10 protein-coding genes and 1 tRNA gene are annotated in these 17,597 nt (G+C 56.2%); 4 read left to right on the forward strand and 7 right to left on the reverse strand.

What is annotated here, in order from left to right; genetic code table 11:
• Position 1 precedes the first annotated feature (1 nt).
• Positions 2 to 1,444: a DUF1501 domain-containing protein gene (locus RIB44_18965; GenBank protein ID MEQ8618661.1), complete on the forward strand. Its 1,443-nt coding sequence runs from the start codon at positions 2 to 4 to the stop codon at positions 1,442 to 1,444.
• Between the two features lie 419 nt (positions 1,445 to 1,863).
• Here RIB44_18965 and RIB44_18970 read toward each other — a convergent pair whose 3' ends face one another.
• Entirely contained in the window at positions 1,864 to 2,457 is a 594-nt protein-coding gene (locus RIB44_18970; GenBank protein MEQ8618662.1) for a hypothetical protein, read from the reverse strand.
• 89 nt (positions 2,458 to 2,546) lie between these two features.
• Positions 2,547 to 5,696 carry an N-6 DNA methylase gene (locus tag RIB44_18975; GenBank protein ID MEQ8618663.1) on the reverse strand — a complete coding sequence of 1,050 codons (3,150 nt, stop codon included), beginning with the start codon at positions 5,694 to 5,696 and terminating at the stop codon, positions 2,547 to 2,549.
• Positions 5,697 to 6,016: 320 nt separating this feature from the next.
• Between RIB44_18975 and RIB44_18980 the strand changes: the two genes are divergently transcribed.
• Positions 6,017 to 7,009, forward strand: a complete 993-nt coding sequence (locus RIB44_18980; protein MEQ8618664.1) for a D-cysteine desulfhydrase family protein — start codon at positions 6,017 to 6,019, stop codon at positions 7,007 to 7,009.
• Between the two features lie 602 nt (positions 7,010 to 7,611).
• Positions 7,612 to 8,865 (forward strand): DUF5009 domain-containing protein, encoded by a 1,254-nt coding sequence (locus tag RIB44_18985; GenBank protein ID MEQ8618665.1) that lies wholly within the window; start codon positions 7,612 to 7,614, stop codon positions 8,863 to 8,865.
• Between the two features lie 12 nt (positions 8,866 to 8,877).
• Here RIB44_18985 and RIB44_18990 read toward each other — a convergent pair whose 3' ends face one another.
• Positions 8,878 to 12,996, reverse strand: a complete 4,119-nt coding sequence (locus tag RIB44_18990) for a DNRLRE domain-containing protein (GenBank protein MEQ8618666.1) — start codon at positions 12,994 to 12,996, stop codon at positions 8,878 to 8,880.
• A 252-nt stretch (positions 12,997 to 13,248) separates the two neighbouring features.
• Complete coding sequence (locus tag RIB44_18995) at positions 13,249 to 13,998, reverse strand: DNA alkylation repair protein (GenBank protein MEQ8618667.1); 750 nt, start codon at positions 13,996 to 13,998, stop codon at positions 13,249 to 13,251.
• Between the two features lie 451 nt (positions 13,999 to 14,449).
• Between RIB44_18995 and RIB44_19000 the strand changes: the two genes are divergently transcribed.
• Positions 14,450 to 14,563: a DUF1501 domain-containing protein gene (locus RIB44_19000; protein ID MEQ8618668.1), complete on the forward strand. Its 114-nt coding sequence runs from the start codon at positions 14,450 to 14,452 to the stop codon at positions 14,561 to 14,563.
• Positions 14,564 to 14,722: 159 nt separating this feature from the next.
• Here RIB44_19000 and RIB44_19005 read toward each other — a convergent pair.
• From RIB44_19005 to RIB44_19015, 3 genes are all read right to left on the reverse strand, one after another.
• Positions 14,723 to 14,796, reverse strand: a tRNA-Pro gene (locus RIB44_19005).
• A 97-nt stretch (positions 14,797 to 14,893) separates the two neighbouring features.
• Positions 14,894 to 15,787: a glycosyltransferase family 2 protein gene (locus tag RIB44_19010; protein ID MEQ8618669.1), complete on the reverse strand. Its 894-nt coding sequence runs from the start codon at positions 15,785 to 15,787 to the stop codon at positions 14,894 to 14,896.
• A gap of 11 nt (positions 15,788 to 15,798) precedes the next feature.
• Positions 15,799 to 17,517, reverse strand: coding sequence for a hypothetical protein (locus tag RIB44_19015; GenBank protein MEQ8618670.1), 1,719 nt, complete (start codon positions 17,515 to 17,517; stop codon positions 15,799 to 15,801).
• Positions 17,518 to 17,597: the final 80 nt, after the last annotated feature.

A 17,597-nucleotide genomic window follows, 5' to 3' on the forward strand; every position in this document is an offset into this window, starting at 1 on the left:
CATGAACCAAAATCTGCTATCAATGAATCGTCGCCTCTTCATCAAAAAGGGTTGCGCTGGCGTCGGCGTCGCCGCGCTGGCAAGTTTGCTGCAAGACGAAGCGCCTGCCGCAGCAAGTAGCGCGGGAAGTCACCTCGGCTTGCGAAATGTCCCTCACTTCGCCCCCAAGGCGAAGCGGGTGATCTATCTGTTCCAATCGGGCGGGCCGGCTCAGCAGGACTTATTCGATTACAAGCCGCTGCTCAACAAAATGAATGGCGAGGAGCTGCCGCCTGAGGTTCGCAGCGGGCAACGCCTCACGGGGATGTCGGCTCATCAGTCGTCGCTTCCGATTGCCGGTTCGCATTTCAAATTCTCTCAGCACGGGGAGTCGGGCGCCTGGCTGAGCGAGCTGCTCCCCTACCACCGCGACATTGTTGATGATGTTTGCTTCATCAAGTCGATGCACACCGAGGCGATCAATCACGACCCGGCGATCACCATGTTCCAAACCGGCTCGCAGATTGCCGGCCGGCCTTCGTTGGGGGCTTGGCTTTCTTATGGCCTGGGCAGCGAAAACCAAGACCTGCCGTCGTTCATCGTTCTGGTTTCCGCCGGTCAGGGCGGGCAACCGTTGTATGCCCGTCTGTGGGGCAATGGTTTTCTCGATTCCAAGTATCAAGGCGTGCAGTTCCGCGGCGGTGCGGAGCCGGTGCTCTACCTGTCGAACCCCGAAGGCATCCCCGCCGCGCGTCGCCGGGCACAGCTCGACGCGATCAACGCGTTGAACCAGCATCAATTCGATAAGGAACTCGACCCGGAAATCGAATCGCGCATCTCGCAGTACGAAATGGCGTTCCGCATGCAGACCAGCGTTCCCGATGTCGCGGACTTCTCCGATGAACCCGCTTCGACCTTTGAACTTTACGGCGAGGACGCCAAAAAGCCTGGCACGTTTGCGGCAAATTGTTTGCTCGCGCGACGGTTGGCGGAGCGGGACGTTCGTTTCATTCAGTTGTATCACCAAGGCTGGGATCACCACGGCAACTTGCCCAACTCGATTCGCGGGCAAGCGAAGGAAACCGATCAGGCCTCGGCAGCGCTCGTGAAAGACTTGAAACGACTCGGCCTGCTTGAAGACACGCTCGTGATTTGGGGCGGCGAGTTTGGGCGGACCTCCTACACGCAAGGGATTTTGACAAACACAAACTACGGCCGCGACCACCATCCCCGTTGCTTCACTACGTGGATGGCCGGCGGCGGCGTGAAGCCGGGCATCTCCTACGGCACGACCGACGAGTTCAGCTACAACATCGCCGAGGATGGCGTGCACGTCCACGATTTCAACGCGACCCTCCTGCACCTGATGGGCATCGACCACGAACGCCTCACCTACCGCTACCAAGGCCGCCGCTTCCGGCTGACTGATGTGCACGGTCACGTGCTAGATAAAATCATCGCTTAAGCACGTGTCCCCTCTCCCGCCCGCGGTAGCGCGCCCATACAAGTCCCCTCTCCCGCTTGCGGGAGAGGGCTAGGTCTCCTCCGGCGACTCGCCGTGGCGAGGTGAGGGCTTCTAAACAAAATCCAGTGGACAAAATAGGCTAGTCGGTCAGTTCTACTCGCGCCCCTAAGCCCCACACCGGCAGCGACTTAGGCTTCGCCACGCCCTCTACTGGGGTTCCATTCTATCGGCAGAATTGCGAGCACGCCGGACAGAATTGAGTCGCTTGGGAGGGGTTCGGCGAGGAGGTAGAACTCTGGCGAGAGCCTATTTTAGCGGATTGCGGGTGCGGGTTCAGTAGGGCGTATTAGGCCAAGTTGTTTAGCTGGATTGAGATACAACCAACAGTCATATTCTCTTACGTACTAGACTCCAAAAAGCTAGTAAAACTTCAATAGAGAATGATAGATGCGAATTCGACCTTGTCTAGAATCTCTAGAATGACAGGTCACGTATGTATCCTGAAGTTCAGGGCATTGCTGGCTACTAGTCCAACTGCCATCGCTGGTCAGCCTGAAACGCCCCTCATCTTCTGATAGCTTGCTCTCGATACGTTCCGCCCAGACGCTTTCGTCGTCTTTTTGAACATAACCGAGCATTCCGGCGCGGTACTCCTCCGCGGCATAGTCCCCGGTAAGAAAGAGACTGAGACCGTCCTTTCCCACATAGCCTCCGACAGGGTGACGTTTTCCAAGTCGCTTGGCCTCGAAATAGAATCGTGAGTACGGCGAGAACTCTGAGGAGTCAATCTTGATATCGATTCTACGTCTGCTTCGCCCCTTGCGTATGCCTTCTGGGTTCTCTCGACTTCTTGAGTCATTGATAGGTGGGTCATCGTACACCCGAAAGAAACGCATCCAGCTCTCCGAGCTCTCTTCGAGTACCGTTTCGATTGAACCGACCAAGTCGCCGGTGATTGCGGTTTCCTGCTCTTCTTTATATTTCGCAGGTTCGAGACTTTGATACCCACGCATTACGATTGTGTGAGTACGTTGGATAAATAGTCTGTCAAACTCCCCATGATTTGAAGAGCCAGTGGGAGGCTGAAAGCTACGAGGTCCGATCACTCTGACAACTCCGGTGGGGTCAAAGTTTCTGTCAGGATCTCACGAGCATCAAGCATCGCTTGAGTCACTGTCCAATGAAATCTCTGCATCGGCTTCAATAAATAGGTCTTTGCTCCCTCATAGATGCGGAGGTTCCGGTCGAAGTAAACCCATTGAGTACGTTCTTGCCGCAGTCGTTCTCTGGTACGCGAGAGTTGCTTCGCTTCTGCGGAACTAGCTGATGCGATGACAAGCTTTTTTGATTGTGCAATGTCTTTCGTAAGATCAACTCTGACCATACCGGATAGCTCATCGTATACCACTCCAATCGCATGTCGCTTTGGAAGATCACCCCCTACAAAGTCATCGAGTTCTCTCTTGAGACGGGATGCGTACTTGCGAATTTCTTTGGTGGTTGGAGTCCGAGTTGCATCATCTCCAACTTTCCCGTCGTTGAGTTTTAAGCGCACATGAACGAAGTCTTCGACCAAAGCGCGCTCGCCGTTGGTCAATCCTAATGCGTCGCTCACAAGATCATTCAGTTCGTCAACTAGCGGTGTGAGTGGTTCCGGGGTTTTCCCGTCGAGAGACTTCTGTACCACGTGATTCGCTGGTCTCCCTATACGCCGTGGAGAGGTTTTCACGAGTTCTTTGTGCAATCTTAGCCACTCATTCACTTTCACCTTTGAGAGCTCAAGAAGCGGAATCGGAATGCCGCGAAGTGATCTTAAAGTTGCTACATCACGTTTCACGCCAAACTGTGAAGACGAGAAGAACTGATGGTAGAGCATGAAGTCGGAACTTAGGAACAATGATAAACACTTGAGCAGCCGTTCATCGTCCACAGGGCTTACAATCCCGATCTGCCTTGGTGGAACAATTAAGTATTCATCGCTGTAAACAGCAAAAAGCCGTGCCGCGCTTACGATTACGTGAGGGGGGCGAGACACTTCAATGCCACGTCTTCCGCCACGCAGAGTAGTATAGTTCTTCCTATTCTTTGCCAGCGCCGAATCAGGAAAAGCAAAAACATGCCTGAGTTTTTCCAGTGCTTTTACATTTAGTACGTTCTTGCTACGTACCCTTGGCTCTGGGCGTGTTCGCGATGCACCCTCAGCAACTGGAGATTCTACGAGTGGAGAGCCTTCGGCCACAACGAGCGTTGCATTATCTTCCAGGTCGGCTAGGTTTGGGAATCTCCGGGACAAACGACTTAGTAAACGATGATCTAGATTGGATCCCCAGGTTGCGAGCTTCCAAGGCAAACCACTTCCACCTGCGATCTCACTATAAGGAATGTCACGAATCTCGCTGGCATTGATGACGATGCTCCAGGTCTCATTGCGGCGGCCAGGTTTCTCAGGCCGCGTTGCTTCCTGATTCGCGACAAGTGGCGAGTAAGTTCGAACGTACTCGTTTGCAGGTGTAGATTGTTCATCGCTAGACCGATGACGATAGAAAAAACAAGCAGCGGGAACCCGAAATCGTCCTCCAGCGAGTACTTCCGCAAGATTGGATAAGTTTGCTACCGTATATACATGAAAGGTTTGGAAAAATGTACGGCGAAACTCTTCCGCTGCATTCTCAAAGAGTGTCATTGCTGGCATGAACAGAGCGATCTCGCCATCTTCTGAAAGATAGTCAGTCGCTTTCCAAGCAAATGCCCGAGCAGCCTGATTGCCTCCAACCGGATGAGTCTTTTTATGTTCTTCAATCCAGTTCCAAACAGGTTGTTCATCCTCTCTTAGCTGAGAGGGTTTAAGCCTTTTCCAAGGAGGATTTCCCACAATCCAGTCAAACTTCCGTTTCGTGAATTCCTCGTCCCACGCCGACTCCTTAGAGAAGAAGTTTGAACAGTAGATGTTCTTGTCGCGGAGCGCGGGCAACTTAAAACGATGCCGCTGGTCTTCCAGGTCTGGTGGATCAATGTAGTCAAGCAGTGTTAAGGCGAGGCTGAGCTCGGTAACATTGCACGCATCTTCCTCAACATCGACACCAAAGATGTGGTTTTCGAGCAGAGACCTCAATTCTGTTGGGCTTGGTTTTGTGCCTGGAGGAAACTCCCTTTCTATCAGCCTTCGGAAGCACTGCACTAGAAATGCCCCAGACCCGCAAGATGGGTCAAGAACACGCATTCCCTTCGTGAGAGGATGATGCTCTTCGAGTTCTGAGAGCATCATGTTGACGATCGGAATCGGCGTGTAGTAGGCGCCCATTTCTCTGCCATGAGCAACAGGCCTGCCATCTGATTGATCGTGCAAGAATTGTTCGTAGACTATCGAAAGGGTTTCGATCGGTATGAATGAAAAATCATATGCCTTGAAGTCAAGGCTTAGCTGCAATTCTCCCGCTCCTGAAACCTCGTCACCCTCAAACACCCCAGCTACGTAACGTAGGTGTTCTTGTGTCGGCGCCTCTGTGCCCTTGAATGAAAGTGGAAATACACTTCCATTCAGCCAATCGTTCAACTGACTAACTACCTCGGAGACCCCTTTGAGCGTGGCACTTCTACCAAATACTTCACTTGATTGGATTCCCCATTTGCCAAGTTTTTTTGGTGAAAGAATTTCACGATCACGAAGATAGTGAAGATAGACGTATTTCCCGATTAGAGCGTGGGAAGTTTTACGAGGCAGTCCATTGTCCTGAAGCGTTTTATCTAGTGTGCGGAGGTTCTTGAGTAATTTCCAATCAACACGATATTCAGGTGTCACTTGTGAGCCACGGGATCGCCAGAGATTTCCAGAATCTATAGATCCTGCCGAGAAGTGCTCAGTTATCGCAGAGATACGATTGAAAGCGGTCAACGGCTCAAGAACGCCATATAAGTCTCCCGACTTCGTTCGTTCGTGTCTATAACCTGAATAAAGCTTTACTCCTTTAGGTGTATGTACAAGTAAGAAAGGGGCTACATCCTGATTCCACACGTAGCGGTGAAGTTCATCCGCCTCCTGCTCCGAAGACGCCTTACAAACATAGACGACCGGCGTGGCTGGAGCATCGCGATGCGATTGAAGAGTATAGACACCACGAAGCGACAGTTTTTGCTTCGCAAGCCGAAAGATGTGCCCGTAGTCCGGCACGGTTCCAAGCTTTCGTTGACGCGAACTAAGGAATCTGGGCGAGTCCGCATAGCCGAGTTCATCCAGAAGGTCGGCAACTTGCATCGGTTCAGCTTGAAATAAGGAGGAGAATTTCCACTAGTGTGTATAAGTGTACACCAATCCAGTTTGCGAAGTCTATGGCTTATTTGGCAAGCTACTTCTAGAGAACAACTTACAGCCCGTTGGTGTCGCTAACAAGTCTACGGAAACCTTAATCATCTGCTTCTGCTTCCAAAGACGCCTCGTAGCGGGAGAAGTCGCAGTCGTCACGGCCACAGCTAAGGCGATACCGTCGGTAGGAGTTATTGCCAAGCTCCACCGGCTATAATCCAGTCGCTTACGTAACGAAGTTATTAGCAAGTGTGTACTGCGAGCTTCCCCCAATGCCCCCCGCCCTCCCCTTCAACAACCTACCGCGAGTCCCCCTAGCAAACCTCCCAACACCGCTTGAGCCGCTCGCGAATCTTTCGCGCAAACTAAACATCGAGCTATGGATCAAGCGGGACGATCTGACTGGGTTGGCGACCGGGGGGAATAAGACTCGGAAGTTGGAGTTTTTGATTGCCGCGGCGCTTGAGCAGGGGGCCGATACCGTCATTACTGCGGGGGGGCCGCAGTCGAATCATTGTCGGCAGACGGCTGCGGCGGCGGCGAAGTTCAATCTGGCGTGCCATCTGGTGCTCGGCGGCGAGCCGGAGCCGCCGTTGGGGAATTTGCTGCTCGATCGGTTGCTGGGTGCCGAGGTCCACTGGGTGGCCAAGCCGGAGCGGAACGCCCGGATGGAGCAACTCGCCGGCGAACTTCGCGCGGCGGGGCGGAAGCCTTATGTCATTCCGGTGGGCGGGTCGAACGCGGTCGGTGCCGTCGGCTATGCGGTGGCCGTGGCCGAGCTTGTCGAACAGGCCCGTGCGGCAAGCGTGGAGTTTGATCGGATCGTGTTCCCGACCAGTTCCGGCGGAACGCAGGCCGGCATGCTGCTGGGGGCTCAGCTGGCAGGGCTCAACAGTCGCGTGACTGCCGTGAGCATTGATGTCCAGCCGGACGATCGCGCTTACCTGGAAGAAGTCGCCGGCATTGCGAACGAGGCGGCGTCGCTCATGGGAACCGAAGCGAAGCTGACGGCTGACGATCTCGACCTGGCCTACGACTACCTTGGCGAAGGCTACGGTGTGGTCGGCGACTTGGAGCGACGGGCGATTCGCACGATGGCGCAAGCCGAGGGCATTATACTTGGCCCGGTTTACAGTGGCCGTGGCTTCGGGGGCTTGCTCGACATGGTGGCCAAGGGCGACATCAAGCCCGGCTCGAAGGTGCTGTACTGGCACACGGGGGATGAGTCGGCGCTGCATGCTTATGCGGACGCGGTGGTGGGGTAGTGGGTCACGGAAGCCTACTCCGAAGGGGTTTCATCCTACAGCCCAGGGTAAGATCCACCGAGCCTAAGCGAGGAGGATCGCCACCCTGGGTATGGAATTGAGGCCTAACAAGCGACCGAGCAATAAGGCCTGACTACCGGCGGCACTTTGGCGAGGTCGCAACTGGCCGTGGCAAGCCTTTCCCGTTTCGACCTCGAAGGCGCATATCGGTACTCATAACTTGCTGCTCGGTCGATTTTCTTTTGGTTTGCTGAGACCCAGGGTACGATCACACTCGCTGGGGCTCGCGATGATCGAACCCTGGGCTATGGGATGTAATCCCTTCGGGATAATATTTGAGAACTGCTGTGTTACTTTCAGGTCGTCCTTTGTACCCGGCATGAATGCCGGGCCTAGTCATGTTTGGATGGAAGCTTTTGTCTTTGTTCCATCCTCACCTCGCCAGGGCGAGTCGCCGGAGGAAACCTAACCCTCTCCCGGTGAGCAGGAGAGGGAACTTGAGAGCACCGGGTTGTGAGTGAGTTAGTTGTCACTGGCTGTCCGCTGGGCTATCTTGATGCGGCCTCGTGTCGAGAAGCCGCGAGGAACACCGAGGAGAAGTAGTGGGGGAATCGCGCGCTGAGAAATTGACGGTTGAGACTGCGACGCCGACCGTGCGCTTGCATTCGCTGGACGCGATGCGCGGTTTTGTGATCGCGGCGATGCTGTTGGTGAACATGACGTGGGACCGTGATGCTCTGCCGGCCCAGTTGTTTCACGTGCCATGGAACGCTCCGGCACAGGGGGCGACGTTCACGGATCTCGTCTTTCCTTGGTTCGTCTTCATGGCTGGGGCTGCCGCTCCGTTGTCGCTGCGCTCGGGCCGGGGGAAGGGCATGACCAGCGGCCAGATTGTCTGGGCCGCCTTCTTGCGATCGGCGAAGCTCTACTTGCTGGGCGTTCTGCTGACGGTGGCATCCTTCGCGTCGGAGCGACCGCTCGCTTGGGGCGATCTTCTCTCGTGGAATATCCTTCAGTTGTTGGGCGCGGCTTACTTTTTTGTAGTGCTTGCTCAACTTGTCTCGTCGCGTTGGCGCTCGGCGATCGTCATTGCTGTGCTGGCGGCGAAGTGGGCGACCTTCTTGCTGCCGTATGAAACAATCGCGTCGCTTGCGACGCTGCGACCCGTTGATGGAGCTCCGGTGGGGCCAGGGACGTGGGCGCACTTTGACGGCGTAAAGCAGTTGTTTCACATGGAGCACGTTGCTGAGCCGTCGCTCACTTCGCTACTGATCGGCTGGCTGGGCATGGCACAGCAGTATTTGCCTTTAGCGGCGATCGGCGTGTGTGGGGCGCTGGCTACGGAACGGATCGAACGTGGCCGTGATGGCCGAAGCGCGATGGTTGTTGCTGGCTGGGGTGCGGCTTTGATTGCGGTCGGCGCGGCGTTGCAGTGGGGTTTCGTACCGGGCGGTGGCGGGTTGTGGGGCACGGCGACGGTGCCGTTCAGCAAGTGGTTGTTTAGCCCCGCGTACTGCCTGCTGGCGGCGGGGACCGGCGCGATGCTGCTGGCGACGTTCTTCGCGGCGATCGATTGTGCGAGCCTCGTTCGATTTGGGCCGCTGCGGTCGCTGGGTAAGAACGCACTGGCGGTCTACGTTGGTGCCGAGTTGAGTTTTAAGTTGATCTTCAGCAAGTGGCTACTGCCGCTGCCAGAGAAAGGGGCGGACTCGATCGCCGGTGCGATCCAGGCGTGGATTGGTCACGCAACTGGCTCGCCGATCGCCGCGAGTCTCGGCTGGGCCTTGCTATGGGTCGTGGTCTGGACCCTCGTCGCGATATGGCTGGACCGCCGTAGGATTTATTGGCGCGTTTGAGCGGGATAAGGGCTAGCTGAAGAGGGACTCGAGTAGCTCGTCGTCGAGCCATTGGGTTTCGGTCTCTTGCTCGCTGGCGAGATCGACGGCCTTTTCGGCTGTTGCAGATTCTTCGAGGAGGGCGAAGGCGGCTTCGCGGGTGGTGTCGCTGCTGGTTGACTCAACGCGGGCAACTTGAGGAGTGATGAGGGGTTCAGTGGCCGGCTGTTCTTCTATTCCGGCTGACGCTTGCAGGGCGACGCCGGCTAACTCGCTATTGGTGATTGCCGGGGCGGAAGCGGCGCTGACGGCACTTGCTCCGTTCGTACTGACGACGAATCTGATGTTATCGATATAGAAGGAGGGTGTCGACTCAGTTGTGTTCCTGTGGTTGACGATGATCAGCGGGTTGATCGTTGAGCCGCCCGAGGTGTCGATCGTGCCCGTCGCGGTGATCGTCGTCCAGGAATCGAGGACGGCGCTGGAATTGATCGTGGTGAACCCGGTCGGTCCGTCTCCGGGGTTCAAGTAGACCGTGTCGTCGGTCAGCGGCTGTGCTGAGTTGACGTAGTAGTCGAACGAGAAGCTGTAGTCCCAGCCGTTGTAGCTACTGACGTCGAGATCCGGTCCGGCCGGATTGATGTTGTGGAACTGGTTCTGGCCGTTGGTGATCCAGCGACCGATGTCGCCCATCCCCGTGCCGAAGGGATCGCTGATCTTGGAAACGGCCGAGCCGTCAGCGTCGTCTGGCGGGGAGGTATCTTCCCACAGAGTTACTGACGTTGTGGCGTCTTCCAGGTCGATGACGAGCGAGGGTCGGATTTCGGTGCTGCTATTCTCGCTGGAGGCGAAGGCCACGTCGTCGCTGCTCGCGCCGTCGGTATCGACGACGAACGAGACTTCATCCCCAGCGATCACGGCGCTAGACACATCGAACGAGTAAGTCTGGCCGATGACGAAATTCCCGGTTATGTCATCGAGAAGCGTGGTCTTGGCGGGAGCTGTAGCGGCCGAGAGAGTGGTCTCCGTCCAGTTGTCCGAGCCGCCTTCGTAGACACGGATCCGCATGTTCGTGCCGGCGTCGCCGCTGACAGTCAGTTGGAGCGTCGCGCCGGTGATGTTATTGCCTGGGTAATCGGGAACGTCGAACTTGAGGTAAGCCGTGCGCGTGCGACTGGTGCTGTCTTCAATGCGAAGCAGTGCGTTATCTTGCGAGGTGCCGTCTTGAAGGTAGGCGTCTTCCACCGCGGAGAGCTGCTGGCCACCGATGGGGGTGTTTGAACCCGGCGTGAAGAAGTATCGGATCGATTCGGAAGCGACGGTGACAAACTTCACGACAAGATCGTTCCCATCAACCCAGTAGCCGGGTCCAGAGAGTGTTTCCAGCTCAGCGAAGCTGGCCACTTGCGTCGTCGGGGTGACTTGGCTGCCATTGAATCGGTTTTTCGACTCAAGCACTTGTAGACTGTTGGCGATACCGCTGAAGCGGATGATGCTGCTTTCAGTGATTGTGGCGGGATCGGTATTCCCAAGCTGGATGCGGTAGAGGATTTCAAAGCCATCCTCGTAGCTGGACGCGCCGCTCGGGAAGCTAGCGGTGTAGACTTCGTTGTTCGCTTTGAGGATCGTTCGGTGCGAATCGTTCGAGCTTTCGGTATCGGACTCCCCATCCGGCGTGACGAGTGTGAATTGGCCCTGATTGTTGCCATCGAACTCGATTCGGAAGTTCGCGTACAGGTCGTCGGAGATTCGAGCGTCCCAGCCGGCGGGCCGGATGTCGTTGGTGTCGGTGATATAGTTATTGTCAGGAAGCAGGACTGTCCCGGCGGTTCCCCCTCCGTGTCCGGTCAGGGTGCCATCGACGTCGTAGATGGCTGTTGGCGCTTGGAAGTCGAAGGCGTCTCGGTTCGCGTCGTAAGTTGCACCGTAACGTTCGGAGATGCTGAGTTGGTCTTTCGTGCCGTCCTCTTCGAACGACGTGTTGCTGACGTAGACGTGGGTGTTGCGTAGAGCTCCGCCGTGGTTGCGGAAGACGTGGGCGCTGCTGCCGCGGTTAAACCCGGCGAAGTGGGTGCCGTCCATGTTGTTCGGCCCGTCGTAAAGTGACTGACCGGTGACCACTTCGCTTAGGTCTGCGTTTCCTTGGCTATGACCGATGTAGAGGGAGTCGGTAATCCGCTGTGAGAAGGTAATGAACGTGCTGGTGAAGTTGTCGGCGAACTTGTTCTGGTCGAACTGGCCATAACGCCCGCGATGGTAGATACCAATCTCGTGCTTATAAGCTGTGAAGTTGTTGTAGACGGGTTCGACTTCTTGCCCGGAGGAATTCTGTGGCTGGTAGGCTCTGCCGAAAGAGTTACTGAGAAGGTTCGCGCCGACAGGGGACTCGAGGTCCATGCCGCGGTCTTGGTTAAATCCGACCTGAGACGAGTGCGATGTGTTGTGGGTGAAGAGACCAAGAGGCGTTTCGTTGGCGTTGACGTTGTTGTACTGCGGATCGCTCGCTGAAAGGCCAATCGGAAACTCAGGCAGAATAAACCAGTAGCCTGTTCCGTCGACTCCTGCCGAAACGTTTCCGATCCAGACGTTATCAGGGTTGGTGACCCAGTAGGCGGACGAGCTCAAGAAACGTAATGGGTTCTGCCCGACAAAGTCGTGCGTGTCGACGATGAATGGGTCGTTCACGTCAGGATAGTTGTCGCCACCCGCATCGGTGCGTCCGACTTTGTGGATGCCCAGGGCAATGTTTGCGAGGAAGAAGTTGCCGGTTTCGACTCCGTCTTCCATAAAGAAGCCGTGTCCATGGATGTCGTGGAGAACGACGTCCTGGATGAGCAGATTGTGAGTGCCGTGCACCGTGACGCCGCGGTTGTTGGAGTTCGTAACCGAGACACCCCTAAGTACATCCCCCGTCCGGTCGCCCGCCACATGCCAGTGGATGGGATACCTGCCCAGCGTACCAGTTTGTCCGAGGCGATCGAGCTGCACGCCTTCGACCGAGATTTGCCCAGCAGTGGGCATGATCATGATGTGACCGCTAATTCCGCGATGGTCGCCTGTGCTGCCGGTGTTGAACAAAGCACGGTCGCCCCAGTTGCTGTCGGTGTCTTGTGAGGCGAGACCTTGGATTCGGACATTGCGGCTGAGGAGGGCGACTTCTGCGCGCAAGTCGATGCTGCGGTTGCCGTTGTCGTAGGTCTCGATCTCGCCGTAGTGGCGGTTTGACAATACATTGTCGAGCGTCAGACGTGTGGTGCCGTTGCCCAAGTCAGTGATTGCGGTGATGGTGCGAACTTCCTGATCGCTGTAATCTCGAGTTGAGCTTGCAATGACGATCTGGTCGCCCACCTCCCAATTCAACTCGCCGTCCGACGCGGCCGAAATCGTTCCGTCGAAGTTCCGCTCGATGACGTTCTCGACGACGATCGAGTTCGCCCCGGCCTCCGCAGTTTGTCCCAGCTTCGTGAAGCTAAGTTTGTCTTGGCCGAAGAACTGCAGACGTCCGCCCATCGCGGCCATGAGGAAGCCGCCGTTGTCAGTGATCTGCGTCGTTCCGGTCGAGGTCTCGACCGTGTAGTCGGCATTCTGATCGGTGCCGGTCAGCGTGAGGACAAACTCGCCTTGATCGTAGCGGTTGGCAGCGGTGCCAATCTGGAACACGCCGCCACTGTTGACGTGAATCCAGTCGGTGGTGAGCGTCTTCGTCTGGCCGCCCGTCGATCCTGCTGTGTCGTATTGTTGCTGCCACAGGCCCAAGTCGGCGGCGTCGGTATCGGAGTCCCCGTCCGCATCGCCGTTGCCGCCCTGCCATGAGAGAAAGTCGGAACCATCGACGGTGCCGCTCCCATCGAAGTCGGCTCCCGAAGGTTCAGCAACATCCAATGTTCCGTGAACGACGAGCTCTTGAGCCACATGGTCGGTGCCAGCCAATGTAACGGTGAGGCCTGAGGGAATAATCGCGCGCAGCGAATCGTCAGGGACGCCAGCGCTCCAGGTGCCAACGTCGTCCCAGTCGCCTGACTGCACTGCCGTTGTCACAGCGAGAAGCGTCCTGGGTTCGAGCGACTCGAATCCGAGTTGTAATGATTGGCCAGTCCGCGTGCCTCGCCGAGACAGCCAAGACTTCCCCTTCTTGGGCTCTATCTCTGCCATGATCGAGTGGTCCTCTTGCTCGAATTCAGTGCGCGGCAATGTTGGCAATCGTCGAGACGCCGCGTTGAAAAGATGCTTGTTCCGTAGTCGGATCGTACCGATTCCCGAGCGGAGGTTCCGTTCGATCCAAGTCACTTATTGTAGAGTGCGAGGCCAGAAATGTCTATTGTACGCAATTTCACACGTGAAAAGTGCGATTACGGGTTCATCTCCTGGACCATAGTCTGAGAATTCAGAAGAAGGGTTATCCGCCTAGCCGTTGTTCTTCGACTTTCTCAACGTCCGGGTAGCGTGGGAGATAATCCAGTCGGTGTGTGAGTTCTTTTCGCGCGACCAGGCCTGAGTCAGTTCTCTGATCCGATCGGGGTGGTCTTTCGAAATGTCGTTCAGGAGATTCGCAACGGACTTGCGGACGTAGGCCGATGAGTCGGTTCGCAACGGAGTGACCAGTTTGATAGCTGGTTCTGGATCGTCAATGAAAACCTCGAGGCGTTTCGCCCAGGGGAGCCGCGGTCGTGCTCCTTCACTAGCGAGCCGCCGAACGTGCGCGTCTGGCGAACGGGACCAGAGACGCAAGAACTTCAACCCCCGAGTTGTGTCGTCCTCAAGGTAGGGACGGACGGCGTACTCTGACGTATGGCGACGCGTGATCTCTTCACAAAGAGACATTGAAGTGTCGAAATGGGATCGTCCGAACTCCTCCACGAGCCGGGCAACTGGCATGAACCAATATCCCTCGGTGAACATTCCCGTTTCACCCTGCAACGGCGGGCCGAGCGACTTGAGAAGAATTCGTGCGGATCGCTCGTAGTCTTTCGGCAAGCGATTATGCAAGCCGGTCGCCATCAGCAACACGCGGTCTTTCAGTTCAAGGTCACCGACGCCTGCGTCGACTTCCTCAGCGTAGCTCTCAAGATCGAACTTCTTGAAGTTCGCTTGAATCGCTTCGCCTAAGCGAATGGCACAGTCGCGATCAAACCACTCTTTGAGTTTCTTGGCCATAAGGTTTTCGATAGCCGGAAGTTATGTGCTACACACCCCACTATTTAGGAAACGCTACGCACGCGGCACGATTGCTTTCGTGACGACAGAATTGAGGATTGCGGTCAGAATTACGCCGCTCCAGACGGTGCTTGGTAAGGAATAGAATGTGTGAAGCGGATCTATTTCGCGGGATGTGAGTGAGAATACAGTAGTGGATTTTGGGACGTAGTTTCGATACTTTGCGGTAACCTAATCTTAGGGGTTTGCAAAGTAATACTTCAAGTAAGACCTCTTGCTACCGATAATCTCCATACCCTCGAAGAGAGTCGCCAGAAAAGGAGATTTGGTTCGATTGATAAGCCTGAGAATTCTGAACCCGAGAAAATCTAGGACCGAGTCTTAACGACGACTCTTACTTGGATTAATGGAGATTCTAGCCTTGCATTGTCCGTTTGATGATGACCGAGGGATGACTTACGGTGCGACCGACGATCACAGATTCAAAGTAGTAGAGATCCCCGTCCACGTGAGCGACCTGCATACCACGATGCTTCATCAGCTAGACTCGACCACCGTCGCTTGACATTCAAGCACTAAGGCCCCGACGCGAAGCTCACGGTTGTCGAGCCCGCCCGCGTCATTCATGAAATATTGGCGAGTTGATTCCGATTGTCCCGAGTGGAACTTTGCGTCTCTTAAGAGGTAACAGACGCTCTCGCTTGGCAGAAACTTCCCAAGAAAGTCGGGCCGACAGGATTTGAACCTGCGACCTTTTGACCCCCAGTCAAACGCGCTACCAGACTGCGCCACGGCCCGAACTTTGGTGTTGGCGGCGAGAACACCGCATGAGCCAATATTCTAGTCCGCTTTGCCGTTGGGAGCAAAGGGGCCTCGGCCAGTGGCCGATTGCTGGCTATTTACGGTATTTCGCAATGCAGAATAGCGCGTTGAGGGCGTCTTTGAAGCCAATCTTTTTGCCGGCTTCGTAGTCGCGGGCGTTGTAGCTGATTGGGAGTTCCTCGATCTGGTAGCCCAGGTGCGACAGCTTAGCGGTGATTTCGGGTTCGAAACCGAAGCGTTCCTGCTCGATTTGAACCTGCTCCAGCACTTCACGACGGAATACCTTGTAGCAGGTCTCCATGTCGGTGAGCCGTTGCCCGGTGATCGCGTTCGAGGCGGTCGTAAGAGCCCAGTTGCCGAAGCGGTGGAGGCGGGATGGGTCGTTCTCTCTCGCGTTCTCCAGGAATCGCGAGCCATAGACGACATCGGCCCCTGCTTCGATGGCTTCGAGCAATTTGGGCAGGTCGTTCGGGTTGTATTCGAGATCGGCATCCTGAATCATCACGACGTCGCCGGTCGCCTGTGCGAACGCGGTTCGCAATGCTGCGCCTTTGCCGCGATTGTAGCCGTGGAGGATGACGTGGATGTCTGGCTCGCGCTCCAGTTCGAGCAGAATTTTGCGCGTGCCGTCGACGCTGAAGTCGTCGACAAGGACAATCTCTTTGTGAATGCCAACCGCCTGCACACGACGGACGATTTCGACGACCGTATTCCGCTCGTTGTAAACAGGGATCACGATCGATACATCGAGGTCGGTCTTTCTTAGTGGCTCAGCCGGAGGAGCGGCATCAAGCTCGTGGGCGACGGCCAACGTCTGCTCGGCAATGTCGAAAGTCGCTTCGATCCGATCGTAGTGCGACCTGTCGAGCTGAGGTCGATCGAGATAGGGCGCACTGCTGTGTTCGCCCGGCTCTTTCACGGCGTCTGAGCTAGTTTCGTTCGCTGGAGTTTCTTTGGCGGTCTTCATTTGATGTGTTTTCATTTTGCAGCCGGAAGTGCAGGCCAGTGGAATGAGCCGAGACGTGGCATGTCAGTGTCTATGCGATGCTCGACCGGGATAAAGTCGAGGCTACTTTCCTTGGCAAACCGTTGGCTCTTTCCCCAAACTTCCGCCACGGGGTCGCGGTAGAGCAATGTCCAACTATAGGTTGAGTTCCGCATCACTTCGGCGGCGTTCGCGTAGTTGCGATCAAGCAGCACGATCTCTGGGTCGCCGTATTCGAGAACGCGGTATTGATTCTTGGAAATCGGCGGCGAACTTTTGCTGCGGTGTCGCTGCGTCTTCTTCTCCCCGAAGATGAAGTCGAAGTGCATGTCGACGACTTCCTGTGGATAGCAGGTGCGAAAACGTCCGTCGAAGGCGACCGTCGAATTGGGCGACAGCGCGGCAATGGCGTATTGAGCCCAGTTGAAATTCACGACCAAACGGCCTTGGATCTCGTGATCGACCATGAACTGAATCGCATCGATCGGGTACTTGTCACGATAGACACGGAAGTTGCTCAGGCGTTCGCCCAAGGCGAGGCTCTGCAGGGCGATTGCCGCCACGATCAACATGCCCAGAACGCTACGGACACGTCGCGAGGGGAGCATGACAGGGAGTTTCCGCTCGCCGTCGGGTCGCAGCCGCGCCAGGGCTGATTGAAAGTGAGCCGGCAACCAAAAGCCAGCCAGCAATGCGAAGAAAGCGATGTGACGAAGGTGTGAAGCTGCTTGCCAGCCGACCAACGCAAACACCACGATCTGCGGCCAATCGCGTCGTTCCTTCGAGCCGGCCAAACAGGCGACGACCACGATTGCTAAAGTCACGAACGGCCAGAATACGGGATCGCTTAGCGAAGGCGCGGCCCATTCGGTGATCTCGGGGCGCGGTTCGCCGAGCGAGTTCAACAGCCAGCGATGCATTTCGAGGCCGTAGGGGTTGATGAACGTCGCAGCGACACAAGCCAGGCCGATGATCGCGAGGTTTAGCTGCGTGCGAAGAGAATCTTTTCCGTCACGGAACCAGGCTTCGATCATGCGACCGGCCAGCAGTGTTCCAACCACTGCCAGTCCCGCCACGAACGCACCGTGAGAATTCACCCAGACGGCGAAGATCAAGGGCAAGGCCAACAGCCAACGTAGTCGCAGTTGGCCTTTCGAATACCAATCGGCAAAGGCACGATCCGTGCAGATCATGGCTAGTGTGAACAGCAAGAAACTGAGTAGCTGCGGTCGTAGCGGGAAGAACGCTTGCAGGTTCGCCGCTACCAGCAACATCAACGCCCAAGCGGCGATGAGTTTTACACCGTGTCGACGGGCGATGAGGACCATTGACGTGAGAATGCCCAGGCCGAGCAGGCATTTCAGTAGAACCATTGGGTAGATGCCAAGCTTCTCGTAGCCGAGGGCGAAGAGTAACTCGGCAGCGTTCTCGTGATTGATCCACGGGTAATCGACAGCCGTGAACGTGTGCGTCGCGGAGCGATGCAAGTGCCCGTCGGCGAGCCAATCTTGCCCGTATTTCACGTGCCCCCAAAGGTCGGGATCAACGAGGTTCAGCGAAACGGGGATCGCGCAGCTTAAGGCAAGCGTCGCCACGACACCGATTTTCAGCAGGCGATAAGCACTTTTGGCCTGCTCAACATCGACGGACTGCGTGGGGGACTCGGCTGCAGCGGATGTCTCTGCGGAATTGGCAGAATCAGCTTGTTGCATGGACGTGCCAGCAGGTTGGGGAGTGGGGGAAGCTAGATTGCGGGGAACCTTGCAAGTCTACCCCGTGTGGCAGGCTCCGC

It is taken from the genome of Lacipirellulaceae bacterium (assembly GCA_040218535.1).
Lineage (GTDB): Bacteria > Planctomycetota > Planctomycetia > Pirellulales > Lacipirellulaceae > Adhaeretor.